The sequence below is a fragment of the Comamonas koreensis genome (assembly GCF_014076495.1).
GTDB lineage: Bacteria > Pseudomonadota > Gammaproteobacteria > Burkholderiales > Burkholderiaceae_C > Comamonas > Comamonas squillarum.
In genome coordinates this window covers 860,073-882,409 of sequence record NZ_CP043575.1, presented here as the reverse complement: position 1 = coordinate 882,409, position 22,337 = coordinate 860,073, and the positions used below count along the sequence as shown (strand labels likewise).

Here is a 22,337-nt window from a genome sequence, read left to right as displayed (position 1 = left end):
TAAGATATATCTTTCAATGGAAGATTTCAAGCCGGTTTTTTGTAAAGATATATCTTTATTGCCGATACCGACATCGCCACACACACCGCGCATAAACGAATAATGTATAAAACATATACAATCTGCGTATGTTTTATAGAGGATAGTCATGGGCATCGTCAAAATTTCCGACCCTATGCATGAGAATCTGCGGGTCGCGGGCGCGGCGCTCTCCCGTTCCATCAATGCGCAGGCCGAGCACTGGATGCGGGTGGGCATGCTTGCCGAGATGTACCCTGATCTGGACCACCGCGCGATCTGCCAGGTGCTGGTGCAGGCGGAGCTGGACGGCGGCCTAGATATCCATGCGCTGGTTGCCAAGGCAAGGATGGCGGCATGACGCAAAGCATCACGCCGGTGCATACGGCGAGCGAGCTGGCCCGTGCGCGTCAGGCGGCGCAGCTGGCGGCCGAGGTGCTGGAGATGATTGCGCCCCATGTGGTGCCGGGGGTCAGCACCGCGGCGCTGGATGCCATTTGCCACGACTACATCGTGAACGTGCAAAAGGCGGTGCCGGCCAATCTGGGCTACCAGGGCTATCCCAAGACCATCCTCACCTCGGTGAACCATGTCGTCTGCCACGGCATTCCGTCCGAGGACCGGATTCTGAAAAAGGGCGACATCGTCAATATCGATGTGGCCGTCATCCAGGATGGCTGGTTTGGCGACACCAGCCGCATGTACTTTGTCGGCACGCCCAGCATTCTGGCCAAACGACTGGTCGAGACCACTTACGAGGCATTACGCGCGGGGATTGCCCAGGTGCGGCCGGGCGCCACCTTGGGCGATATCGGCCATGCGATCGAGACGGTGGCCAAAGGGGCAGGCTTTGGCGTGGTGCGCGAGTTCTGCGGCCATGGGATAGGCCAAACCTACCACGATGCCCCCAATGTGCTGCACTACGGCAACCCGGGCGAGGGGCTGATGCTAGAGGCGGGCATGCTGTTCACGATCGAGCCGATGCTCAATGCCGGCAAGCGCCAGGTCAAGACCTTGGCCGATGGCTGGACCGTCGTGACCCAGGACCATTCGCTGTCGGCGCAGTGGGAGCACACGGTGGCGGTGACGCCCGATGGCCATGAGGTGCTGACGACCTGGCCGAATGGCACCGGCAGCTACGCGCCGGTGTAAATGCAGCCCTAAGCCTTAGCCCCCTCTGCAGCCCGTGGATCGATATCTACCACCAGCCGCTCCGGCTCGATCAGCGCATCGAGGTGCTTGCAGGCCCATTTGCTGTGGCCATCGATGCCGGCCACCGTGTGGCCGTCGGCAATCACATTGCCGTGCTCGACCAGGTAGACGCTGGTATTGAACACAAAGCGTGAGACTTCGGCAGGGTCCATCTCGGAGAACAGCAGCTGCACATCGGGCACGCCAAAGGTGGCGCCGCCCAGGCTGTCCATCAGCATTTCGCCGGGGCGGTTGCTGATGTTGAAAAAGCGCACATTGACGACGCCGTAGTAGACAAAGCCTTCGGCATGGGCCTGCAGGTAGCGCTGCGGGTTCAGCAGGCAGCCGGCATTGGTCTGGCTGATGGCAGTGACGCCCCCGTTCTCGATCAGCACATGCATGACCGCTTGCAGGATCTCCAGCCGCTCGGGCACTGACAGGCCCCGGCCCATGAATTCGCTCACCAGCACGCAGTGCTGGCACTGGGCCAGCGCGCTTTCCTTTTCGGGCCAGTCCCAGGTCTGCTCCAGCGCGCTGGCGTAGTTGGTGGGGGCCATCGGCTCGCCTGCGCGGATGATTGCGACCTCGCTGGGCACACCCTTTTTGTCGCTGTAGTCCACACAGTAGTCGCGCAGCGCCAGCAAGATGGTGTCGCCATCTGCGACCAGGTCCACCGCCCCCAGGCGCTCGGCCAGCGCGGCGCGCAGGGTTTCGCCATCCAGCATCGCGGGCTGGGCGTACAGCGCTTCAAAGGCCCACATATCGGGGGCCATGCGGAGCTCGGGATTCGGTGGTGCCATGGTGCGCTCTCGGGCAGTGAAGATAGCCTGCATCTTGCCATGGCGCGCCCAGGTCTTGTCACCTCGGCTTTACCGGACAGGCCTAAGATGGCGCCACTCAGTGGAGCAAAAAATGGATAACAGCGATCTGGAATATGTAGGCTTTTGGGCGCGCGTCGGGGCAGCTTTGATCGACACGGTGGTGTTGCTCGTCATCATCACACCGGCCCTGGTGGCGATATACGGCTGGGACTACTTCATGGCCGAAGGCCTGGTGCAGGGCCCCGCCGATGTGCTGATCAGCTGGGTGCTGCCCGCAGTGGCCTGCATCTGGCTGTGGCACAAGCTGCGGGCCACGCCGGGCAAGATGCTGATAGGGGCCGAGATAGTGGATGCCGAGACGGGAGAGGCGATGGGCCTGGGCCAATCGGTGGTCCGCTACCTCGGCTATTTTGTGTCCATCGTGCCGCTGTGCCTCGGCCTCATCTGGGTGGCCTTTGACCCGCGCAAGCAGGGCTGGCACGACAAGATCGCCGGCACCGTGGTGGTGCGCCGCAAGGGTGGGCGCACCCAGCCCGTGCAGTTCAAGGGATCACCTCGCGAGCAAGGCTGACCCGCATCTGGGGCCAGCCCCTGGTCTTAGTCCAGGTGGGTCAGCAGATGCAACCAGAAGCGCGCCCGCATCTCCAGGGTGGACACCAGAATGTGCTCATACACCGTATGGGCGCCGTCGCCATCGGCTCCCAGGCCATCGAGTGATGGCACGCCCATCGCCGAGGTGAAGTTGGCATCGCTGCCGCCGCCGGTAGGGGGCGCTTCTTCCAGCGCAAAGCCGGCTTCGCGGGCTGATTGCTGGGCCTTGGCCAGCAGCGCTTCGGCGCGGGCGTCCTTGACCATCGGAGGGCGGTTCACTTCGACATCGATATCGAGCGTCAGGCCCTCGCCCACGGGGCGCAGCGCACGCATCTTGCCCACCAGCTCATCGGCGGCCTGCAGATCGGGCAGGCGGAAATCGACCACGCACTTGCAGAAGGCCGGCACGGTGTTGGTGGTGGTGCCGCCTTCGATGGTGCCCACGCTCACGGTCACACCCCTCTGGTAGTCGGTCATCGCTTCGAGCGCCAGGATCTGGTGCGCCATCTCGCGGATCGCGCTGCGGCCCTTGTCATGGGCCACACCCGCATGCGATGCCAGGCCCTTGACGCCCAGGCGCAGCATGCCGGTGCCCTTGCGGGCGGTGACGCAGCGGCCACCGTTGGCGCGGGCAGGTTCGGCCACCAGGCAGTAGCGGGCATGGCGGGCAAAGGCCTCGATGTGCTTGCGCGATGCGTGGCTGCCGGTTTCCTCGTCGGGCACGACCAGCAGGTCCACCGGCAGCGGCGTGCTGCCCGGCGTGGCCACGGCGCTCATCGCGGTCAGTGCCAGGTAGATGCCAGCCTTCATGTCGTAGCCGCCGGGGCCATAGAGGCGGTCGCCTTCGATGCGGATCGGGTTGTCGGCCAGCATGCCGATGGGGTGCACGGTGTCCGAGTGGCCCAGGATCAGCAGGCCTTCACGGGTGTCGCCCTCGGCGCGGTTGGTGATGTGCAGCACGGGCAGCACCGGGCCCAGCCCTTGCTTGCCTTCGGCCTGGGTCTCGATCACCGTGGCGCGCAGGCCAGCGGCGGCGGCCTGGGCACGCATCATCTCGACCATGCGGGCGATCGAGGCGGGGTTGTTCGATGGCGATTCGCAGCGCATCCATTCCGAGATGCCATCCACCAGTTGTTGCGTTGTTGCTTGCATCGTTGTTCCTTGGGTCTTGTCGAAAAGTGATAGGAGATCAGGCGGTGACCCGGCCGGCCCAGGGGGCCAGCCAGTCCGCATCGGGCATGCGCCCTTCAAACCATAGGTGGGCGCAGACATGGCTCATGGCCTCGCCGTCATGGCCGATGCCGGCGACCTCATGCAGTTGCCAGGCCAGCGGCAGCCCCAGCCGGTCTGCCGCCTGCTGGCCCGCTGCGTAGTAGTGGTGGGCGCGGGCAAAGCGGTGCGGGCCCTGGCGCAGCGCGGCGGGCTCGGCCGGCAGGTTCGGGTCCTGGGTATCGGTGTCGCGGTCGCCCGCCAAAATGACCAGTGGGGTGCGCAGCAGCTGGGCCAGCGCCCCATCGGCCAGGCCAATGCCGGCCAGGCCTTGTGGAAAGTCCTGCTGGACATCGGGCAAGGTGTACCAGCCCGGGTTGCCCGCTGCCACGCCGGCAAAGCCGGCCGCGCCCAGGGTGCTGACCAGGCGGTGCACAAACTGGCCGCCGGCCGAATGGCCAAACAGGTAGAGCGGCTGGCCGCGCAGCACGCCGGCATCACGCAGCTGCTGGGCCAGGTTCGCCACCGCCTGGTAGGCCCAGTAGGCGCGCGGCTGCAGGTCGCCCGCTTCGCTCCAGACGCTGCCGTTGTTGTAGCTCTCCACGCCGGGCCAGTGCTCGTTGCCAAAGGTCGGCGCAATGATCTGCAGGCCGTAGCGGTCGGCCGCAGGCATCCAGAAGTCGCGGTAGTCGTCGCCATTGCGCAGCACGCCGTGCTGCACCAGCACCACCGGTGCATCGGCGGCCAGGCCCTCGGGGCGGTAGCAGTTCAGTGTGATCGGCAGGTAGAGCGCGCCGTCGCCGGCTTGCCAGTCGATGGCAAAACGGCCGTGCTGCTGGGTAAAGCGTTGCCAGTCCATGCGGTGGTTTCCTCTGTGCGCGTCCAACGGGTCAGTCCAACAAATGGCAGGCGGTCACATGGCCGGCTGCCGTCTCGCGCAGGCGGGGCACCTCCTGCTTGCAGCGCTCCATTGCATGCGGGCAGCGCGGGTGAAAGGTGCAGCCCGGTGGCGGGTTCAGCGGTGAGGGGATCTCGCCCTTGATCGGCGTGAAAACGCGCTTGCGCCGGCCCACATCGGGCACCTCGGCCAGCAGCGCCTGGGTGTAGGGGTGCTGGGCCTGGCCAAAGATCTCGGCCGTGGGCGCCATCTCCACAATCTTGCCCAGGTACATGATGGCCACCTTGTCGGAGATGTGGCGCACCACGCCCAGGTCATGGCTGATGAAGAGGTAGGTCAGGCCGCGCTGCGCGCGCAGGTCCATGAACAGGTTGATTACCTGGGCCTGGATGGACACATCGAGCGCGGCCACCGGCTCATCGCAGACCAGGAACTCCGGCGTCACCATCAGCGCACGGGCAATGCCGATGCGCTGGCGCTGGCCGCCCGAGATCTGGTGCGGCAGGCGCGCGCGGTACTCGCTGGCCAGGCCCACCTCGGCCAGCGCGGCATCGACGCGGCCGGGCACCTCGGCCGCAGGGGCTAGCTTGTGCACATGCAGCGCTTCGCCCAGGATCTGGTGCAGCTTCTGGCGCGGGTTGAGCGAGGCCTGCGGGTCCTGGAACACCATTTGCACGCCCAGGGTGTAGGCGAGCTTGTCCTGGCCGCCCAGGCCGCTCACATCCTGGCCCTTGTAGAGCAGCTGGCCTTCGGTGGCGGGGTGCAGGCCGGCCACCACGCGGCCCAGCGTGGATTTGCCGCAACCCGATTCACCCACCAGGCCCAGCACCTCGCCTTTGGCGATCTGTAGGTTGACGCCGTTGACGGCATGCACAATGCGCGTCTGCGCGGGCTGCCGGGCGACGGCGCCAACGATTTTCTGCAGCAGATCGGGCGCGCTGACAAAGCGCTTGTGCACATCGCGCAGTTCAATCACAGGGGTAGTCATCGCGGTCATGCGGCAGGTGCCTCCAGCGGTACAAAGCAGCGGAATGCGCGGCCGGGAATGGTAGTGACGGGGGGCTGCTCATCGACGCAGCGCGGGGTGGCGCGGCCGCAGCGCGGCGCAAAGGCGCAGCCGGGCACGCGGCCCGAGAGGCTGGGCGCCATGCCATTGATCTGCGTGAGGCGCTCGCCCGGCGTGGCCTGGGCAGGCAGCGAATTGAGCAGGCCCTGGGTGTAGGGGTGGCGCGGTGCATCGAGCACCTCGGCGACGGTGCCGGTCTCGACAATGCGGCCGCCATACATCACGGCCACGCGGTCGGCCAGCTCGGCGATCACGCCCAGGTCGTGCGTGATCCAGATCAGCGCCGTGCCCTGGGCCTGGCAGATCTGCTGCATGCGGTAGAGGATCTGGCCCTGGATGGTGACATCGAGCGCCGTCGTCGGCTCATCGCAGATGATCAGGTCAGGGCGGTTGAGCATCGCAATCGCAATCGCCACGCGCTGGCGCATGCCGCCGGAGAACTCATGCGGGTAGCTGCGCAGGCGCTTCTCGGGCGCGGGGATGCCGACCATTGCCAGCGCCTCCACGCAGCGCTGCAAGGCCTGCGCCTTGGGCAACTTCTGGTGCGCGTCGATGGCTTCGAGCATCTGTTCTTCGATGCGCAGCACCGGGTTGAGCGTCATCAGCGGATCCTGGAAGATCATCGCGATGCGGTCACCGCGCAGCTTGCGCATGGACTCGGCTGACAACTCGCGCAGGTCCTGACCCTTGAACAGCACCCGGCCTTGGGTGACTTCACCGGGGGCATCGATCATGCCAAATATGGAGAAACCGGTGACCGACTTGCCCGAGCCGGATTCACCGACCAGGCCCAGAATTTCACCCGCCTCCAGGCGGATGTCGATGTCGCTGACAGCGGGCCAGGCGCCCTCTTCGGTGTGGAACACCGTCTGCAGATCTTGTACTTCAAGCAAAGGGATAGTCATTACTTCCTCGGGTCCAGAGCTTCACGCAGGCGGTCGCCGATCAGGTTGATCGACAGGATCAGGGCCAGCAGCGCCAGGCCGGGGAACATGCTGATCCAGTAGTCACCCGACATCAGGTACTGAAAGCCGTTGGCAATCAGCAGGCCCAGCGAGGGTTCGGTGATCGGCACCCCCACTCCCAGGAAGGACAGGGTGGCTTCGAGCACGATGGCATTGGCAATCTGGATGGTGGCGAACACCATCACCGGGCCCATGCAGTTGGGTAGCAGGTGGCGCGTCATGATGCGCCAGCCGGGGAAGCCCAGGTTCTTGGCCGCCTCGATGTATTCCTTCTTGCGCTCCTGCAAGGCACGGCCGCGCATGATGCGGGCGTAATGCGCCCACTGCACCATCACGATGGCGATCACCACCTTGTCCACGCCCCGGCCCAGAATGGCTAGCAGCACCAGCGCCACCAGGATGGTGGGAAAGCCGAGGATGAAGTCGACGATGCGCATCAGCACGGTATCGACCCAGCCGCCAAAATAGGCCGCGACCAGGCCGACGAGACTGCCGATGATGGTGGCGAGCACCACGGCGCTCAGGCCCACCATCAGGCTGATGCGCAGGCCGTGCAGGATGGCCGAGAGCATGTCACGGCCCTGGTCGTCGGTGCCCAGCCAGTAGGTCATGCCCGAAGCAGCTTCGGACATCGGCTTGAGGCGGCCGTCCATGAGGTCGAGCGCGCCCAGGTCATAGGGGTTTTGTGGCGACAGAAACGGCGCCAGCAGCACCACGGCCAGCAGCAGCACGAGGGCGATCACAGCCCCTTTGACGGACGGTTTGCTGCGCAGTTTCTTCAAAATGGCACGCCGCTGGGGCGTGTCTTGCAGGGGCTGGGCCCGCTTGCTGGGGTCGATGGTCATCAAGGGTTTGTCGGGCTGCATCATTGGGCCTCCTGCAGCTGTACGCGCGGATCGAGCACCGCATAGGCCAGGTCCACCAAGAGGTTGATCATCACGAAGATGAAGGTGACCAGCATCACATAGGCCACCACCACCGGGCGGTCGAGCTTGTAGATGCTGTCAATCAAAAGCTTGCCCATGCCGGGCCAGGCGAACACGGTCTCGGTGATGGTCGAGTAGGCGATCAGGGTGCCGAACTCCATGCCGATCACGGTGACCACGGGGATCAGGATATTGCGCAGGATGTGGCGGGTCAGGATGCGGCGCTCGCTGATGCCCTTGGCGCGCGCGAACTTCACATACTCCTGGGTCTTGGCCTCCATCACGCCGGTGGCGGTGAGCCGCAGCACCAGCGCGATATTGCCCAGCGCCAGGTTGATGGCCGGCAGCATCACATGGCTCCAGCCATCGGCGGTGAACAGCGACAGCGGCACGCCCAGCACATTGACCGTGTCACCCCGGCCCGAAGAGGGCAGCCACTGCAGCCAGACGGCGAACATCAGTATCAGCATCATGCCCTGCCAGAAGTTGGGCAGCGAAAAGCCCAGCACCGAGCCGCCCATCAGGCCCCGGCCCAGCGGCCTGTCGTTGAACAGGCCGGCAATCAGGCCCAGCGGAATGCCGAGCAGGCAGGTCAGGCCGATGGCGACCACGACCAGCTCGAAGGTGGCCGGAAAGCGCTGCACGATCAGCTCGATCGCGGGGATGCCATGCACAAAGGAGGTGCCCAGGTCACCCTGGAAGGCGCGGGTCAGAAAACTCCAGTACTGCAGCCAGACCGGCAGGTCCAGCCCCAGGCGCTTGATCATCGCCTGGCGGTCTGCATCGCTGGCCTCGGCGCTCACCAGCAGCTCGATGGGGTCGCCCACCGCGTAGACCGCCATGAACACCACCAGCGAGACCGCCAGCAGCACCAGAAAACTTTGCACCATGCGGCGCAGGATATAGACGATCACATTACGTCCTCAAAATTAGAATGCCATGCGCTGTCACCTGCATGGTTGCCGCCCTCTGTGGAGTCTTTTCATCGTGGGGCGTACAAAATCACAAAGCCCGCATGGCCCCACCACTGGAGCTGGATGCGGGCCCTGCCAGGGACCGGGCCTGTTTGGCGCCCGGTGTGGCACCAGCTGTCTATTTCGGTTTGACCGACATCGCCAGCGTGTACTGGTCGCGTCGGCCTTCGTAGCTCAACCCTTTCTTGAATGCCCAGATGCTGCTCTCGAAGTGCAGCGGAATCAGCGGTACGTTGGCCAGCGCAATCTGCGTGGCCTGCTGGTAGGCGGCCTTGCGCGCGCTCGCATCCATCTGCGCCATTGCGGGCACAAACACCTGGTCAAACGCGGGCAGGCTAAAGCCGCCGTAGTTGCTGGTGCCCAGGCCCTTGTCCTTGTCGGTGGTGGCCACCCAGTACTGGAACAGGCCCGAGGCCTCGCCGTTCTCCGACGGCCAGCCGCCCATCGCAAAGCTGAACTCGCGCTTGGCCCGCTTGGGGAAATAGATGGCAGCGGCTTGCGCATCCACCGTGGTCTTGATGCCAATGCGCGTCAGGTACTGGGCCACCGCCTGCGCGATCTGGCCGTCGTTGATGTAGCGGTCGTTGGTGGTGGTCAAGGTCAGCTCAAAGCCTTGCGGGTAACCGGCCTCGGCCAGCAGCTTCTTGGCGCCTTCGGGATCGAACTTGATCTCGGCGGGCTTGTCGAGGCTGCCGAACATGCCCGTTGGCATGTACTGGTTGGCCACGGTGGCCATGCCATCCATCAGCCGCTGCACGATGGCCTTGCGGTCAATGGCCATGTTGATGGCCTGGCGCACGCGCAAATCCTGCAGCGGGTTCTTGCCATCGGCGGCCTTGGCAAACGGGCTTTGTGCGCGGCCGGCGTCCGGCTGGAAGAAGATCAGACGGGTGGACGGCGTCGCGACAAAGTCGAGCTTGCTGTTGTCCTTGATGCGTGGCAGGTCGCGCGCAGCCGGGCTTTCGATGACATCGTAGTCCCCGGACATCAGCCCGGTCAGGCGCGGGCCGGCATTGGGCACCGGCACCATCTTGACGCTCTTCCAGTGCGGCTTGCTGCCCCAGTAGGCTTCGTTGCGCTCCATCTCGATACCGGTTCCCTTGACATAGGACTTGAGCTTGTACGGGCCCGTGCCGATGGACAGCTTGCCGGTGTTGAAATCGGCCACCGTGGGCCAGGGCGAAGTGACGCCGCAGCCCTCCTTGGGGGCAAAGCGCAGCTTGTCGAACTTGGCGATGCCGCTCCAGATGATGGGCAGCGAACGCGCCAGCTCATTGGGCATCGTCGGGATGGGCCGCTCGCTCTTGATGATGACGGTGTAGTCATCGGGCGTCTGCACATCGCTGAAGCTCTGGGCCGGCTCCATGTAGGAGCGCGAGACATTGGTCTCGTTGTTCAGCACGCGGCACAGGGTGAACAGCACGTCCTTGGAGGTGAAGGGCTCGCCATTGGAGAACTTCACGCCCTGGCGCAGTTTGAGCTCCCAGGTGTTGTCATCGACGGCGCGCCAGGACTGGGCCAGGCCCGGGATCAGCTCCATCTGCGCATTGCGGTTGATCAGCGACTCGAAGATATGGGCCGAGAACGCGTCGTTGGTGGTGACCTTGTGGTAATGCGGGTCAGCGGCGGTGGGCTCGGAGGCGAGGCCGATGGTCAGCGACTGGGCGGCCGCCATGCCCGCAGGCAGAGCGAGCGCAGCCAGACTGGCCAGCGACAAGGGTGTGCGGCGCGAGATCTTCTTGGTAGACACAGGTCGTTCCTCCTTGGTTAAAAGCCTCGTAGGGCAATGCAAGTGCCGTGCCACTACGTATTTCTCATCGCCCACGCCGGGGTGCTGGACCCCGGCTGCCGCAAGCACTTTGCTTACTTGGCGGGCTTGACCGATGTGGCCAGCGTGTACTGGTCGCGGCGGCCTTCGTAGCTCAGCTCTTTCTTGAAGGCCCAGATGCTGCTCTCGAAGTGCAGCGGGATCAGCGGCACGTTGTCCAGCGCGATCTGCGTGGCCTGCTCCAGCATGGCCTTGCGCTTGACCGGGTCCACCGTCTTCGCAGCCGGGATGTAGACCTTGTCGAAATCGGTGTTGCTGAAAGCGCCGTAGTTGCTGGTGCCCAGGCCCTTGGGCGAATCGGTGCTGGTCACCCACAGCTGGAACAGGCCCGAGGCTTCGCCGTTTTCCGACGGCCAGCCACCCATCGGGAAGCTGAACTCACGCTTGGCGCGCTTGGGGAAGTAGATCGAGGCGGTCATCGCATCGACCTTGGTCTTGATGCCGATGCGGGTCAGGTACTGCGCGACGGCCTGCGAGATCTGCGCATCGTTCATGTAGCGGTCGTTCGTCGACGACAAGGTCATCTCGAAGCCGTTGGGGTAGCCGGCTTCGGCCAGCAGCTTCTTGGCGCCTTCGGGGTCGAACTTGATCTCGGGGGCCTTGGCCAGGCCGCCAAACATGCCATCGGGCATGTACTGGTAGGCGGGGGTGGCCATGCCGTCCATCAAGCGCTGCACGATGGCCTTGCGGTCGATCGCCATGTTGATGGCCTTGCGCACGCGCAGGTCCTGCAGCGGATTCTTGCCGTCGGGGGCGGTCACGAACGGCGACTTGTCGCGGCCGATATCGGGCTGGAAGAACACCAGGCGGGTGGACGGCGTGGCCACAAAGGCCAGCTTCTTGTCTTCCTTGATGCGGGCCAGGTCGCGGGCGGCCGGGTTCTCGATCAGGTCGTAGTCACCGGACATCAGGCCGGTCAGGCGCGGGCCGGCGTTGGGCACGGCCACCATCTTGACGGTCTGCCAGGCAGGCTTGGGACCCCAGTAGCCGTCATTGCGCTCCAAGGTGATGGCATTGCCCTTCACATAGGACTTGAGCTTGAAGGGGCCCGTGCCAATCGCCATCTTGCCGCTGTTGAAGTCGGCCACCGTGGGCCATGGGCCTTTGTAGCCGCAGCCTTCCTTGGGGGCGAACTTGAGCTTGTCGTGCTTGATGATGCTGCTGGAGATGATGGGCAGGTTGCGCGCAAACTCGGCCGGAATCAGTGGCACGGGCTCGGCGGTCTTGACGATCACGGTCAGGTCATCGGGGGTCTGCACATCGGTGATCAGCTTGGTCGTATCCATGTACGACTGCGAGACATTGGTCTCGTTGTTCAACGTGCGGCAGATGGTGAACAGCACGTCCTGCGAGGTGAAGGGCGCACCGTTGGAGAACTTCACATCCTTGCGCAGCTTGAACTCCCAGGTCAGGTCGTCCAGGTTCTTCCACGAGGTGGCCAGCGAGGGCACCAGCTCCATGCTGGCGGTACGGCCCACCAGCGAGTCATAGACATGCGCCGAGAACGAGTCGTTCGTCGTCATCTTGTGGTAGTGGGGATCGGCCGCTGTGGGCTCGGAGGCCAGCGCAATGGTCAGGTGTTGGGCGTGGGCTGCGCCAATGAGCGAGGCACCCACCAGCGCCAGGGCGCGCTTGTTCAATGCGAAATTCATGTCTGTCCTTGGGATCTTGGCTAGCGCTGCCAGCAGGCAGCGCTTTCGAACCGGGAAGCAAGACCATCGCGCACCAGCGCGCGCCATCGTCCGCAGCCGGAAAGCCTGCGAATTCTCACACGAAATGACATCTGCTCACGCTCACGCAGCCCGTGAAAAGTGGGCATTTACCCCAATAAAACAAGGAGATGGGCGATCTTTTGCTGACATTGTTCGTGCAGCACACAATGTTATGCAAGCTGCGCAACAATGCGATCCCTGCGGGTGGGAAAATCCAGCACGCGCACTGCCCTCTGATCGGTACGATGCGCATCCACCCGCCCCCTGCCAATACGCTTTCCAACCCCTATGCGCCGCCGCCTTTTTTTGGCCTCCAGCCTGTTTGCCGCCAGCCTGCTGGCCGCCTGCTCCTTGCTTGCCCCACCCAGCTACACCCTGTCTGCCGCTGAGCTGCAGACCATCGTGGCCAAGTCCTTCCCCCGCTCCTATCCGCTGCTCGGCCTCTTGCAGCTCGATGTGCAGGCGCCCAGCCTGCAGCTGCTGCCCGAGACCAACCGCATCCAGGCGACGATGCGCGCCGAGATGTCGGGCAAGGTGCTGCCCCACCGCCTGGACGGCACCATGGTGCTGGACTTTGCACTGCGCTACTCGCCGGCCGACCACAGCCTGCGTGCCACCCAGGTGCAGGTGCAGTCGCTGCAGATGACCGGCCTGCCCGAGGCGATGGAGGTGATGCTGCAGGCCTACGCGCCGCGCGCGGCCGAGCATGCGATGGAGGATGTGGTGGTGCACACCTTGCGCCAGGAGGACCTGGAGCGCCTGGACAAGGCCGCCGAGCTGCCTGCCACCTTCCAGGTGACGGCCGAGGGCCTGCGCATCGAATTTGTGAAGCCCCAGGACGCGAAGTAGGCCGACAGGCCCGCGCCCAATCTGCTTTATGCTGCTGGCAAGGCGCATACCTGCAAGCCGCCTGCATATCGTCTGGAGATTCCCATGAGCACCCTCGCCGATTTCAGTATTACCCGCAAATGGCCGGCCACCCGGCCTGATCTGCTGCAGCTGTATTCGCTGCCCACGCCCAATGGCGTCAAGGTCTCCATCCTGCTCGAAGAGCTGGGCATGCCCTATGAAGTGCACAAGATCAGCTTCGAGAGCAACGACCAGACCTCGCCCGAATTTGTCGGCACCTTCCCGAACAACAAGATCCCGGCCATCATCGACCCCAATGGTCCCGGCGGCCAGGCGATTGCACTGTTCGAGTCCGGCGCCATCATGGTCTACCTGGCCGAGAAGACTGGCATGTTCCTGCCGCAGGACCCCGTCAAGCGCTACGAGACCCTGCAGTGGCTGATGTTCCAGATGGGCGGCATCGGCCCGATGTTTGGCCAGGTCGGTTTCTTCAACATCTTTGCCGGCAAGGATTTTGAGGACAAGCGCCCCCTGACCCGCTATGTGGACGAATCCAAGCGCCTGCTGACCGTGCTGAACAAGCACCTGGCCGGCAAGGAATGGGTGGCCGGTGACACCTACACGATTGCCGATATCGCCATCTTCCCCTGGATTCGAAACATGATCGTGCGCTACAACGCCGAGGCCCTGATCGGCTGGGGCCAGTACCCCGAAGTCAGCCGCGTGCTCAGCCACTGGCTGCAGCGCCCGGCCGTGCAGCGCGGTTTGCTGATCCCCTGATCGGCTGAATCTTTAAGCAAAAAATGCCAGCCCGAGGGCTGGCATTTTGCTGGGTGGCCGATGCTTAGAGGGCGGCGCTGACGATGATTTCGACCAGCAACTCTGGGCGCGCCAGCTTGGCTTCGCAGGTCGCGCGGGTGGGCATATTGGCCTTGTCGGCCCATTCGCCCCAGACCTGGTTCATGCCGGCAAAATCCTTGTCGATGTCCTTGAGCCAGATCTGCACGGTGAGCAGGCGCGACTTGCTGGTGCCGGCTGTTTTCAAGTAGCCGTCGATCTTGGCCAGCACGTCGCGGGTCTGGGCGCCAATGTCGCCCGAGATGTCGCCAGCGGTGACGCCGGCCACATAGACCACGCCGCCGTGTACAACGATGCGGCTGAGGCGTTCATTGCTGTCGATACGTTGGATGTCGTTGCTCATCATTTACTCCCTGAGATAAAAATACGACCGCCGCGCTGCTAGGCAGCGGCAAAACGGTCCACACGAAACGCCGAAATCGGCAAGCTGCTGGTGCCCTTAGTCACCAGCTCGGCCACAATGCAGCCGGTCATCGGACTGAGCTCAAAGCCATGGGCAGAGAAGCCAAAGGCATGCACCAGGTTATCAGCACTGGCACTGGGGCTGATGACCGGAATCTCGTCGGGCATAAAGCCCTCGATACCGGTCCAGGCCCGTGCAATGCTCACATCGCGCAGATGCGGGAACAGGTCGATGACCGTCTGCGCGCTCTTGGGCATGCGGTTGAGGTCGACCATCGCATGGCGTTGGCTGGCATCGGCCTCGCAGCGCAGGCCGCCGCCAATCAACACCGTGCCATTGTCGAACTGCTTGAACGACAGCGGCCGGCCCATGGCGCCCAGCACCGGTTTGACAAAGGGCGCCACGCGCTGGGTCACCATCAGCATCAGACCGCCCGCCACCATGGGCACCGGGTCGCCCACCTGCGCGGCAAAATCTGCCGCCCAGGCACCCGCGGTGTTGACCAGCCAGGGCGCATGGAACGCGCCCTGCGCGGTGCTGGCCTGCCACATTCCGGCCTGGTGGTCCACCCGCAACACTGGGGCCTGCTCGACGATCTGCACGCCCAGCTTCTCTGCCGCCAGGCGGTAGGCCGTCGCCACCTTGTAGGGCAGCGCATAGCCATCGCGGTCGGCCCAGATGCCGCCCACCACATGGGGCGAGATGCTGGGCACCAACTCGCGCACCTGCTGCTGGTCCACCCATTGCTCATGGAAAAAGCCCAGGCCGTTGAGCATGGCCACGCGCGCCTTGGCCTTGATCTCGTCGGCCTCGTTCTCGGCGACCTGCAGCTGGCCCGAGGGCACAAAGCCGCCATCGCTGCCGATGATGTCGGCCAGGCGATGCCAGAGCTGCTCGCGTGCCGCCAGCGCCAGCGGGATCTCGGCCACATGGCGGCCCAAGGTGCGCACGCCGCCGGCATTGACGCCCGAGGCATGGCGGCCGCAGTACTCGGCCTCGATCAGGCGCACACGCAGGCCTGCCTTGGCCAACTGGAAGGCGCTGGACAGGCCCTGCAGGCCGCCCCCGATCACCAGCACATCGCTGCTGCCCGATGCCGGGTTTACCAGGGCAACCATGTCACACGCCTGCGGCCAGCTGGGCCAGCGACAGCGATTTGAGTGGCGGACGGATGCGGTAGTAGCCCACCTCCTGCGGCGGCAAATTGGCTTCCTTGGCGATGATCTCGGTCACCGTCAAACCGCATTGGCGGCCCTGGCAGGGGCCCATGCCACAGCGGCTGAAGGACTTGGTCTGGTTCGGGCCCACGCAGCCCAGCTGCACCTGCTCGCGGATCGCGCCTGCGGTCACCTCTTCGCAGCGGCAGACCACGACCTCGTCAGCCGGAATGCGGAACTCGTCCTTGGGCCGGTACTGCTGGTTCAGGAAGGGGCGGATGCGCAGGTGCTGGGCGATCTGGGCGCGCTGCTGGGCACCGTCTTCGCTGGTGCCAAAGCCCAGGCTGTTGGCCACGCCGATACCGGCGAGCGCGCCCTGCATCTCGGCCACCAGCGCGCCGCCAATGCCGGCGCCGTCACCGGCGATATAGATGCCCGGCAGGCTGGTCTGGCCCCAGCTGTCGAGCACCGGCAGCCAGCACAGCTGCTCATCGTCCCAATGGTGCTCGGCGCGCAAGGACCAGGACACCTGGGTGTTGGGCACCACGCCCTGGTGCAGCAGCACCAGCTCGCAGTCGATCTGCTGGGAGTGGCCCGCGCTGGTAAAGCGCACCTGGCGCACCGCGTCTTCGCCCTCGATGCGCAAGCCGCCCACATCCTTGAAGAACGGAATGCCGGCCGACTTGATCTCGCGCAGCAGCCCCAGGCCCTTGCGCACATAGCCCCAGCCGGCCAGCAGCGACGAGGCATGGCGGATCGCCAGGCGCCAGTCGGTGCCCGCAGACGTATCGAGCACCGCACGGATCTCGACGCCCGCGCGCAGGTACTGCGCCGCCAGCAGGTAGAGCAAGGGGCCGCAGCCGGCCAGCACCACCGGTACCTGGGGCACGACGGCGGCGTTCTTGAGCAAAATCTGGCCGGCACCGGCGGTCATCACCCCGGGCAGGGTCCAGCCCGGCACGGGGAAGGGCCGCTCCATCGCGCCAGTGGCGATCACCAGCGACTTGGTCTCGATGCGTGTGGTGCGGTCATTGCGCAGCACATGCACGGTCTTGTCAGGGTCGATCTGCCAGACCGAAGCGCCGGCCCAGTGGGTCAGGCCACTGGCGCGGACCTGATCGGCCAGCGATTTGCCGTAGACATAGTCCGCGCCGAGGATGCGCTCGCGCTGGGCATCGGTCTGGGTGATGCTGCGGTAGATCTGGCCGCCCACCTGGGGTTGTTCGTCCAGCAGCAGCACATCCAGGCCGCGCCGCTGGGCCGCCAGGGCCGCTGCCATGCCGGCCGGGCCGGCGCCAATCACGACCAGGTCGCGGACCTGGCTGGGCGCGTCGTTCAAAGGGATAGCGGGATTAGACATGCTTGGCCTCCTGCGCATCCAGCACGCTGGGCGCCGCCTGCATGGTGGTCACCTCCATGCCGTCTTCGGGGGTGATCAGGCAGGCCTGCTGGTTGGGCCGGCCGTTGACGTCGACCATGCACTCAAAGCACACGCCCATCATGCAGTAAGGCGCGCGGGCGCCCTGGCCCACGGGCGAGACGCGCACCGCGGTGATGCCGGCTGCCAGCAGGCCAGCGGCCAGGCTGCTGGCGGGCGACATGCGTACCACCGCGCCGTTGACCAGCACCGACACCGTGCCAGCGGCCCCGGCCTGGTGGCCAGGGAGGTATTTGAAAAGGGCTTTAGATGCCATAGGGTTTCACTTCCGTTTCCGGCGTAAATCGTGTCGCGGGGAATGCCTCGATGGCGGCCGGCCGCAGGCCCGTGGCCACCCAGGGGGCGATGCAAAAGACGTGCTGGGCCGCCAGCGTGACGCCGCTGTGGCAGGTCACCGCAAAGGCGCCAGGGTGGCTGTCCGACTCCTGGTACATCGGAAAGCCATCGGGCGACATCACCCGCAGCGCCGCCCAGGTGCGCACCACGCGGGCGTTGGCCAGCACCGGGAAGCACTTGACCGCACGCGCGGCAATCCTGGCGTTCACCGGCACGCGCACCATGTCGTCAAAGCCCAGCTCCTCCATCGAGTCGCCAATCTGCACCGTGCCCTCATCGGTCTGGCGCACATAGTTGGTGGGGTGCGTCAAGAAGGGCTGCACGCGTTCGGTGATGAAGACCTGGCCCTTGTTGGGCCGCACCGGCACAAACATGCCCACCATGGCCGACAGCTGTTGCGTCGCGTGGCCGGCGGCAATCACGATGCGCGGCGCCTGCCAGGCACGCTCGCCGGCGCTGACGTGGAAGATGCCACCGTCTTTGCGGATCGCATCGACCTGCATGCGGTTGTGGATACGCGCGCCCTTGGCGATATTGGCGCTGTAGAGCGCGCGCAGCAGCTTCAAGGGGTTGCAGTGGCCGTCCATCGCCGAATAGGTGGCGCCCGCGACCTCGGGGCCCAGCCCCGGCAGGTGCTCGGCCGCCTCGTCGCGGCTGAGCACCGTGCTGCGGTAGGCGGGGTCGCCCACCTCAGACTCGAGCCAGCGCAGTTTGTCCACGCGCTGGGCCATCTCTTCCTCGCTCAGGCAGATGTGCAGGCCTCCGGGCTGCATCAGCTCGACGTCGATGCCGGTCTGCGCCTGCAGTTCATCGCGCAGCGCAGGCCACTGGCGGGCCGAGCCAAAGCTCCAGCGGGCGTAGTCGGCCATGCCGAAGCCCTTGCCCTGCACCCAGACCAGGCCGAAGTTGCCGCGTGAGGGACGAATCGTGTCGTCCGCACCATCGAGGATCGTGACCGACAGGCCCTGGCGCAGCAACCCGTAAGCCACGGAACTGCCAACCAAGCCTCCTCCAATCACAATGACATCGCTGCTATGTGTGTTGTTGTTCATTTTTTGCTCTCTCAACCTTTGCCAATCAGTACCTTCTCCAGGCCGACGAGCTTGTCCAGGATGACCATCAGCACCAGCGTGCCGACGATCAGCACAGTGGAGACCGAGGTCACCAGCGGATCAATGGTCTGGGCGATGTGGTTGTACATGGCCACGGGAAGGGTCATCGTGCCGGGCGTGGCCACGAACACCGTCATCGTCAGCTCGTCAAAGCTCTGGATGAAGGACAGCATCCAGCCGCCGGCGATACCGGCCATCAGCATCGGCACGGTGATGCGCAGAAAGACGGTGCTGCGCGATGCGCCCAGCGACAGGCCGGCATGCTCGATCTCGCGGTTCATGCCGGTGGCAGCCGACAGCACCATGCGCAGCGCATAGGGCATGATGCAGATCACGTGGGTAAACATGAGCCAGAAGAACGAACCCGAGAGCCCCGCGATGTTGAAAAAGCGCAGGAAGGCCGCGCCCAGCACGACGTGGGGAATCATCAGCGGCGACATGAAAAAGGCCATCAGCACCTCGCGGCCGGCAAAGCGGTAGCGGGTGATGGCCAGCGCCGCCGGTACCGCCAGCGCGATCGCGATTGAGGCGGCAGCCAGGCCCAGCTTGGCCGAGAACCAGAAGGCCGACATGATCTCGGTGGCATCGAGGATGGCGCGGAACCAGCGCAGCGACAGGCCATCGGTGGGGAAGGAGATGAAGCCCTTGTCGGTAAAGGCCACCGCCACCACCACGGCCAGCGGCGCCAGGATGAAGGTGATGAAAAGCGCGTGGTAGACCAGCGCCAGAGGACTGTTTTTTTGCATGGCTCAACCCTCGAAAACAGCTTTGAAGCGGCGCTCGATCCAGCGATTGCAGCCCACGATGATGATGATGTTGGCGACCAGCAGTACCACGGCAATGGCAGCGCCCAGCGGCCAGTTCAGGGTGTTGAGGAACTCGTCATAGGCGGCCGTGGCCACCACCTTCAGGCGCCGCCCGCCCAGCAGTGCAGGTGTGGCAAAGGCCGATGCCGACAGCGCGAAGACGATGATGCTGCCCGAGAGGATGCCGGGCAGCAGCTGGGGCAGCACGACACGGCGGAACACGGTGCGCTGGCTGGCACCCAGTGACAGGCCGGCGTTCTCGACCTGGGGGTCGAGCTTTTGCAGCGAGGCCCAGACGGAGATCACCATGAACGGCACCATCACATGCACCATGGCAATCGTCACGCCCGTCATCGTGAAGGCCAGGCGCAGTGGTTCGTCGATGATGTTGAACAGCATCAGGCCCTTGTTGATCAGGCCGTTGTTGCCCATCAGGATGGACCAGCCCAGGGTGCGCACCACCACCGAGATCAGCAGGGGCGCGAGGATGATCAGCAGAAACACACCACGCCAGCGGCCCCGCATGCGCGAGATGATGAGGGTCTCGGGCACGCCCAGCACCACGCACAGCACGGTAACGATGGCCGACATCAGCGCAGTGCGGCCAAAGATCTCCAGGTAGTAGCTGTCGCTGAAGATCTCCAGGTAGTTCTTGAGCGAGTAGACGCTCTGGATGCCTTCCATGCCATTGAAGACATTGAGCGACAGGATGGCGGTCAAGGCCAGCGGCGCCAACAGCATGGTCACAAAGACCAGCAGGCCGGGGCCGGACATGGCCCAGGGTTTCCAGCGGTTCTTGCTATCCACGGCTGGCCTCCTGCTGGGTCAGCACGCGCACATCGTCGGGGGCCCAGTTCAGCGTGACCTCGTCGCCCTCATGCAGCGCGGCACGCCGCGCATTGGGCAGGCTGATATGGATGTCGCCCAGCGCGGTGCCGACATTGACCACCCACTGGCTGCCCAAAAACAGCAAGGTCTTGATGGTGCCGGGCAGGCCGCCCTGGCCGGCCGGGGCCACCTCGATGCGCTCGGGCCGCAGGTAGACCACGACCGGGCCACTGTCCACCGGGCTGGGCGCGCCCAGCACCATGTCGCCAATCTTCACGGTCTCGCGGCTGTGGGCCTGGCCTTCGAAGCGGTTGGTCTTGCCCAGGAACACCGAGGCAAAGTCACAGCTGGGCTTGTCATAGATCTGCTGGGGCGAATCGACCTGGGCGATCTGGCCGTTGTGCATCACCGCGATGCGGTCGCTCATCGTCATCGCCTCGACCTGGTCGTGCGTCACCAAGATGGTGGTGATGCCCAGCTGGCGCTGGATGGCGCGCATCTCGACGTGCATTTCCTGGCGCAGCTTGGCGTCCAGGTTGGACATAGGTTCATCGAGCAACAGCACCTCGGGCTGGATCGCCAAGGCGCGGGCAATGGCCACGCGCTGGCGCTGGCCACCGGAGAGTTCACGCGGGTAACGGGCACCGAGCCCATGCAGGCGCACCAGCGCCAGCGCATCCTGAATCCGCTGCTGCACGACATCGCGGCTGAGCTTGCGCATCTCCAGGCCAAAGGAGATGTTCTGCTCGACCGTCATGTGGGGAAAGAGCGCATAGCTCTGGAACACCACCCCCATGCCGCGCTGCTCGGGTCGCAGCTGGGTGATGTCCTTGCCGTCCAGCACAATGCGGCCCTGGCTGGGGTCCAGAAAGCCGGCGATCATCTGCAAGGTGGTTGTCTTGCCGCAGCCCGAAGGGCCCAGCAGCGACACAAACTCACCGCGCTCGACGTCCAGGTGGAAGTCCTTGACGGCAACAAAATCCCCGAACCTCTTGGCAAGGCCCTCGATACGTAGAAAACTCATGTGAAACTCCGTGGCCTGCGGCCCGCGTGGGGCGGCGCGGCAGGCCTGTGTAGGGCGGCTGGCGGCTTAGCACCTATCCATAGCGAAGATGTCGAGGCACCCTTAGCGTTCGACAGTGCGGTTCCAGCGATTGGTCCATTCGGAACGCTTGACGTTGACGATCTTGTAGTCCACGGTCTTCAGCTGGGCGATCTGCTCGGGGCCATAAGGCACTTGCTTGGCGACCTTGTCGTCCAACTTGACCTTGCTGTTCATGGGGCCCCAGGCCTGGGTCTCGGCGAGCGCCGTTTGCGATTCAGGCGTGTAGAGGAACTGCACGAACTTCTGCGCACCGGCCTTGGGCTGCTTCTTGGCAACGGGGCAGACGGAGGTGAACAGCGCAAACGCGCCTTCCTTGGGGTAGACGAACTTCACGGGAAAGCCGGTATCGGCCAGCGCCTTGACGCGGCCGCTGCCCCAGACGCCGATGACGGCATCGCCGTTCTGGAACAGCTCGGTCATCTTGCCCGGCGACGGCTCCCAGGCCAGCACGTTCGGGCCCACTTCCTTGATCAGCGCCTGGAAGCCAGGGTCGATATTGCTCGCGCCGCCGCCGTTCATTTCGGCAAACATCAGCAAGGTCTGCAGACCGTAGCCATTGTTGATCGGCGGGATCACGGTCTTGCTCTTGAACTTCTTGTCCTTGAGGTCGTTCCACGACGTGGGTGCGGCCCAGCCGGCCTTCTTGAAGGCCTCTTCGTTGTAGAACAGGCCGGTGGCGATGACGCCCAGGTTCAGCGACTTGTTGCCCGCGGTCTTGGCCATCGGGTAGAGGTCGTTGTAGACCGGTGCGGCTTCGATGTCGCCGCAGAAACCGAACTGCACCGCCTGCTCCATCGGGCCGTCATCCATCAGCGCCACGTCGTATTGGGGGTTGTTCTTTTCGGCCTGCAGCTTGGCCAGGGTGTCGGTGGAGTTGCCAGGCACATAGATGACCTTGTTGCCGGTCAGCTTCTCATAGGCGGGAATGATCTTTTGCTTGAAGGCGGTCTCGGTCGAGCCGCCATAGCCACCGACATAGATGTCTTCAGCATGGGCGATGCCAGTGGTGGCAGCAAAGGCAGCAGCCAGGGAGAGAGCCAGACGGGATGCGGTCATCGAAATTACCTCCAGAAAGTAGCGTGGAACCAAGTGGAATTCAATCTGTCTGGTCACCAATGATAGGCATCTGCAGGCAAAATTGAATCGGTGGATTCCTGCTTCAATGCCTTTATGAGATGGAAATTTCTTAATCAATAAGCCATTGAAATACTTACAAAATTAGTAATTTTGTAGACTATTCGATTGC

Annotated in this window: 23 protein-coding genes; 5 read left to right on the top strand and 18 right to left on the bottom strand. The window is 64.4% G+C overall.

What is annotated here, in order from left to right; translation table 11 throughout:
- The first annotated feature begins 148 nt into the window (after positions 1-148).
- A complete protein-coding gene (locus F0Q04_RS04035) occupies positions 149-379 on the top strand; it encodes a ParD-like family protein (RefSeq protein WP_116926018.1) in 231 nt (76 codons plus the stop codon).
- Complete coding sequence (map, locus tag F0Q04_RS04030; protein ID WP_182344581.1) at positions 376-1,170, top strand: type I methionyl aminopeptidase; 795 nt, start codon at positions 376-378, stop codon at positions 1,168-1,170. Before F0Q04_RS04035 ends, map begins: the two co-directional genes overlap by 4 nt.
- Positions 1,171-1,178: 8 nt before the next feature.
- On the opposite strand, the gene F0Q04_RS04025 is transcribed toward map, so the two are convergent.
- The gene (locus tag F0Q04_RS04025; protein WP_182344579.1) at positions 1,179-2,009 is read right to left on the bottom strand and encodes a DUF4261 domain-containing protein; all 831 of its coding nucleotides are present in this window, start codon (positions 2,007-2,009) and stop codon (positions 1,179-1,181) included.
- Positions 2,010-2,121: 112 nt separating this feature from the next.
- Here F0Q04_RS04025 and F0Q04_RS04020 point away from each other — a divergent pair, with 112 nt between their 5' ends.
- The gene (locus F0Q04_RS04020) at positions 2,122-2,601 is read left to right on the top strand and encodes an RDD family protein (RefSeq protein WP_116925537.1); all 480 of its coding nucleotides are present in this window, start codon (positions 2,122-2,124) and stop codon (positions 2,599-2,601) included.
- Between the two features lie 26 nt (positions 2,602-2,627).
- On the opposite strand, the gene F0Q04_RS04015 is transcribed toward F0Q04_RS04020, so the two are convergent.
- The 8 genes from F0Q04_RS04015 to F0Q04_RS03980 all read right to left on the bottom strand — a co-directional run bounded on the left by F0Q04_RS04015 (position 2,628) and on the right by F0Q04_RS03980 (position 12,139).
- Positions 2,628-3,773: a M20 family metallopeptidase gene (locus F0Q04_RS04015; RefSeq protein WP_182344577.1), complete on the bottom strand. Its 1,146-nt coding sequence runs from the start codon at positions 3,771-3,773 to the stop codon at positions 2,628-2,630.
- 37 nt (positions 3,774-3,810) lie between these two features.
- Positions 3,811-4,689, bottom strand: a complete 879-nt coding sequence (locus tag F0Q04_RS04010; protein ID WP_182344575.1) for an alpha/beta hydrolase — start codon at positions 4,687-4,689, stop codon at positions 3,811-3,813.
- Positions 4,690-4,720: 31 nt separating this feature from the next.
- Positions 4,721-5,725, bottom strand: coding sequence for an ABC transporter ATP-binding protein (locus F0Q04_RS04005; RefSeq protein ID WP_182344573.1), 1,005 nt, complete (start codon positions 5,723-5,725; stop codon positions 4,721-4,723).
- A complete protein-coding gene (locus F0Q04_RS04000) occupies positions 5,722-6,699 on the bottom strand; it encodes an ABC transporter ATP-binding protein (protein ID WP_021028176.1) in 978 nt (325 codons plus the stop codon). The genes F0Q04_RS04005 and F0Q04_RS04000 overlap by 4 nt, the downstream gene beginning before the upstream one ends.
- A complete protein-coding gene (locus F0Q04_RS03995) occupies positions 6,699-7,625 on the bottom strand; it encodes an ABC transporter permease (protein WP_232539496.1) in 927 nt (308 codons plus the stop codon). Before F0Q04_RS03995 ends, F0Q04_RS04000 begins: the two co-directional genes overlap by 1 nt.
- Complete coding sequence (locus F0Q04_RS03990; protein WP_182344571.1) at positions 7,625-8,599, bottom strand: ABC transporter permease; 975 nt, start codon at positions 8,597-8,599, stop codon at positions 7,625-7,627. The genes F0Q04_RS03995 and F0Q04_RS03990 overlap by 1 nt, the downstream gene beginning before the upstream one ends.
- A gap of 178 nt (positions 8,600-8,777) precedes the next feature.
- Positions 8,778-10,394, bottom strand: a complete 1,617-nt coding sequence (locus tag F0Q04_RS03985) for an ABC transporter substrate-binding protein (RefSeq protein ID WP_116925535.1) — start codon at positions 10,392-10,394, stop codon at positions 8,778-8,780.
- Between the two features lie 128 nt (positions 10,395-10,522).
- Positions 10,523-12,139: an ABC transporter substrate-binding protein gene (locus F0Q04_RS03980; protein WP_116925503.1), complete on the bottom strand. Its 1,617-nt coding sequence runs from the start codon at positions 12,137-12,139 to the stop codon at positions 10,523-10,525.
- A 348-nt stretch (positions 12,140-12,487) separates the two neighbouring features.
- On the opposite strand from F0Q04_RS03980, the gene F0Q04_RS03975 reads away from it, so the two are divergent.
- Both F0Q04_RS03975 and F0Q04_RS03970 read left to right on the top strand, forming a co-directional pair.
- Positions 12,488-13,048 (top strand): DUF1439 domain-containing protein, encoded by a 561-nt coding sequence (locus tag F0Q04_RS03975; protein ID WP_182344569.1) that lies wholly within the window; start codon positions 12,488-12,490, stop codon positions 13,046-13,048.
- Positions 13,049-13,132: 84 nt separating this feature from the next.
- Positions 13,133-13,828, top strand: a complete 696-nt coding sequence (locus tag F0Q04_RS03970; RefSeq protein ID WP_116925501.1) for a glutathione binding-like protein — start codon at positions 13,133-13,135, stop codon at positions 13,826-13,828.
- Positions 13,829-13,892: 64 nt separating this feature from the next.
- On the opposite strand, the gene F0Q04_RS03965 is transcribed toward F0Q04_RS03970, so the two are convergent.
- The 9 genes from F0Q04_RS03965 to F0Q04_RS03925 form a co-directional block, all read right to left on the bottom strand.
- Positions 13,893-14,249 carry a RidA family protein gene (locus F0Q04_RS03965; RefSeq protein ID WP_116925534.1) on the bottom strand — a complete coding sequence of 119 codons (357 nt, stop codon included), beginning with the start codon at positions 14,247-14,249 and terminating at the stop codon, positions 13,893-13,895.
- Positions 14,250-14,287: 38 nt separating this feature from the next.
- Positions 14,288-15,427: an NAD(P)/FAD-dependent oxidoreductase gene (locus F0Q04_RS03960; protein ID WP_182344566.1), complete on the bottom strand. Its 1,140-nt coding sequence runs from the start codon at positions 15,425-15,427 to the stop codon at positions 14,288-14,290.
- 1 nt (position 15,428) lies between these two features.
- Entirely contained in the window at positions 15,429-16,826 is a 1,398-nt protein-coding gene (locus F0Q04_RS03955) for an NAD(P)/FAD-dependent oxidoreductase (protein WP_182344564.1), read from the bottom strand.
- Positions 16,819-17,160 carry a (2Fe-2S)-binding protein gene (locus tag F0Q04_RS03950; RefSeq protein ID WP_116925498.1) on the bottom strand — a complete coding sequence of 114 codons (342 nt, stop codon included), beginning with the start codon at positions 17,158-17,160 and terminating at the stop codon, positions 16,819-16,821. The genes F0Q04_RS03955 and F0Q04_RS03950 overlap by 8 nt, the downstream gene beginning before the upstream one ends.
- Positions 17,150-18,292 carry an NAD(P)/FAD-dependent oxidoreductase gene (locus F0Q04_RS03945; protein ID WP_116925497.1) on the bottom strand — a complete coding sequence of 381 codons (1,143 nt, stop codon included), beginning with the start codon at positions 18,290-18,292 and terminating at the stop codon, positions 17,150-17,152. The genes F0Q04_RS03950 and F0Q04_RS03945 overlap by 11 nt, the downstream gene beginning before the upstream one ends.
- A gap of 11 nt (positions 18,293-18,303) precedes the next feature.
- The gene (locus F0Q04_RS03940) at positions 18,304-19,098 is read right to left on the bottom strand and encodes an ABC transporter permease (RefSeq protein WP_182344562.1); all 795 of its coding nucleotides are present in this window, start codon (positions 19,096-19,098) and stop codon (positions 18,304-18,306) included.
- Positions 19,099-19,101: 3 nt separating this feature from the next.
- Positions 19,102-19,932 (bottom strand): ABC transporter permease, encoded by an 831-nt coding sequence (locus F0Q04_RS03935; RefSeq protein WP_116925533.1) that lies wholly within the window; start codon positions 19,930-19,932, stop codon positions 19,102-19,104.
- A gap of 25 nt (positions 19,933-19,957) precedes the next feature.
- Positions 19,958-21,010 (bottom strand): ABC transporter ATP-binding protein, encoded by a 1,053-nt coding sequence (locus F0Q04_RS03930; protein ID WP_182344560.1) that lies wholly within the window; start codon positions 21,008-21,010, stop codon positions 19,958-19,960.
- Positions 21,011-21,112: 102 nt separating this feature from the next.
- Positions 21,113-22,147: an ABC transporter substrate-binding protein gene (locus tag F0Q04_RS03925; RefSeq protein ID WP_182344558.1), complete on the bottom strand. Its 1,035-nt coding sequence runs from the start codon at positions 22,145-22,147 to the stop codon at positions 21,113-21,115.
- Positions 22,148-22,337 lie beyond the last annotated feature (190 nt).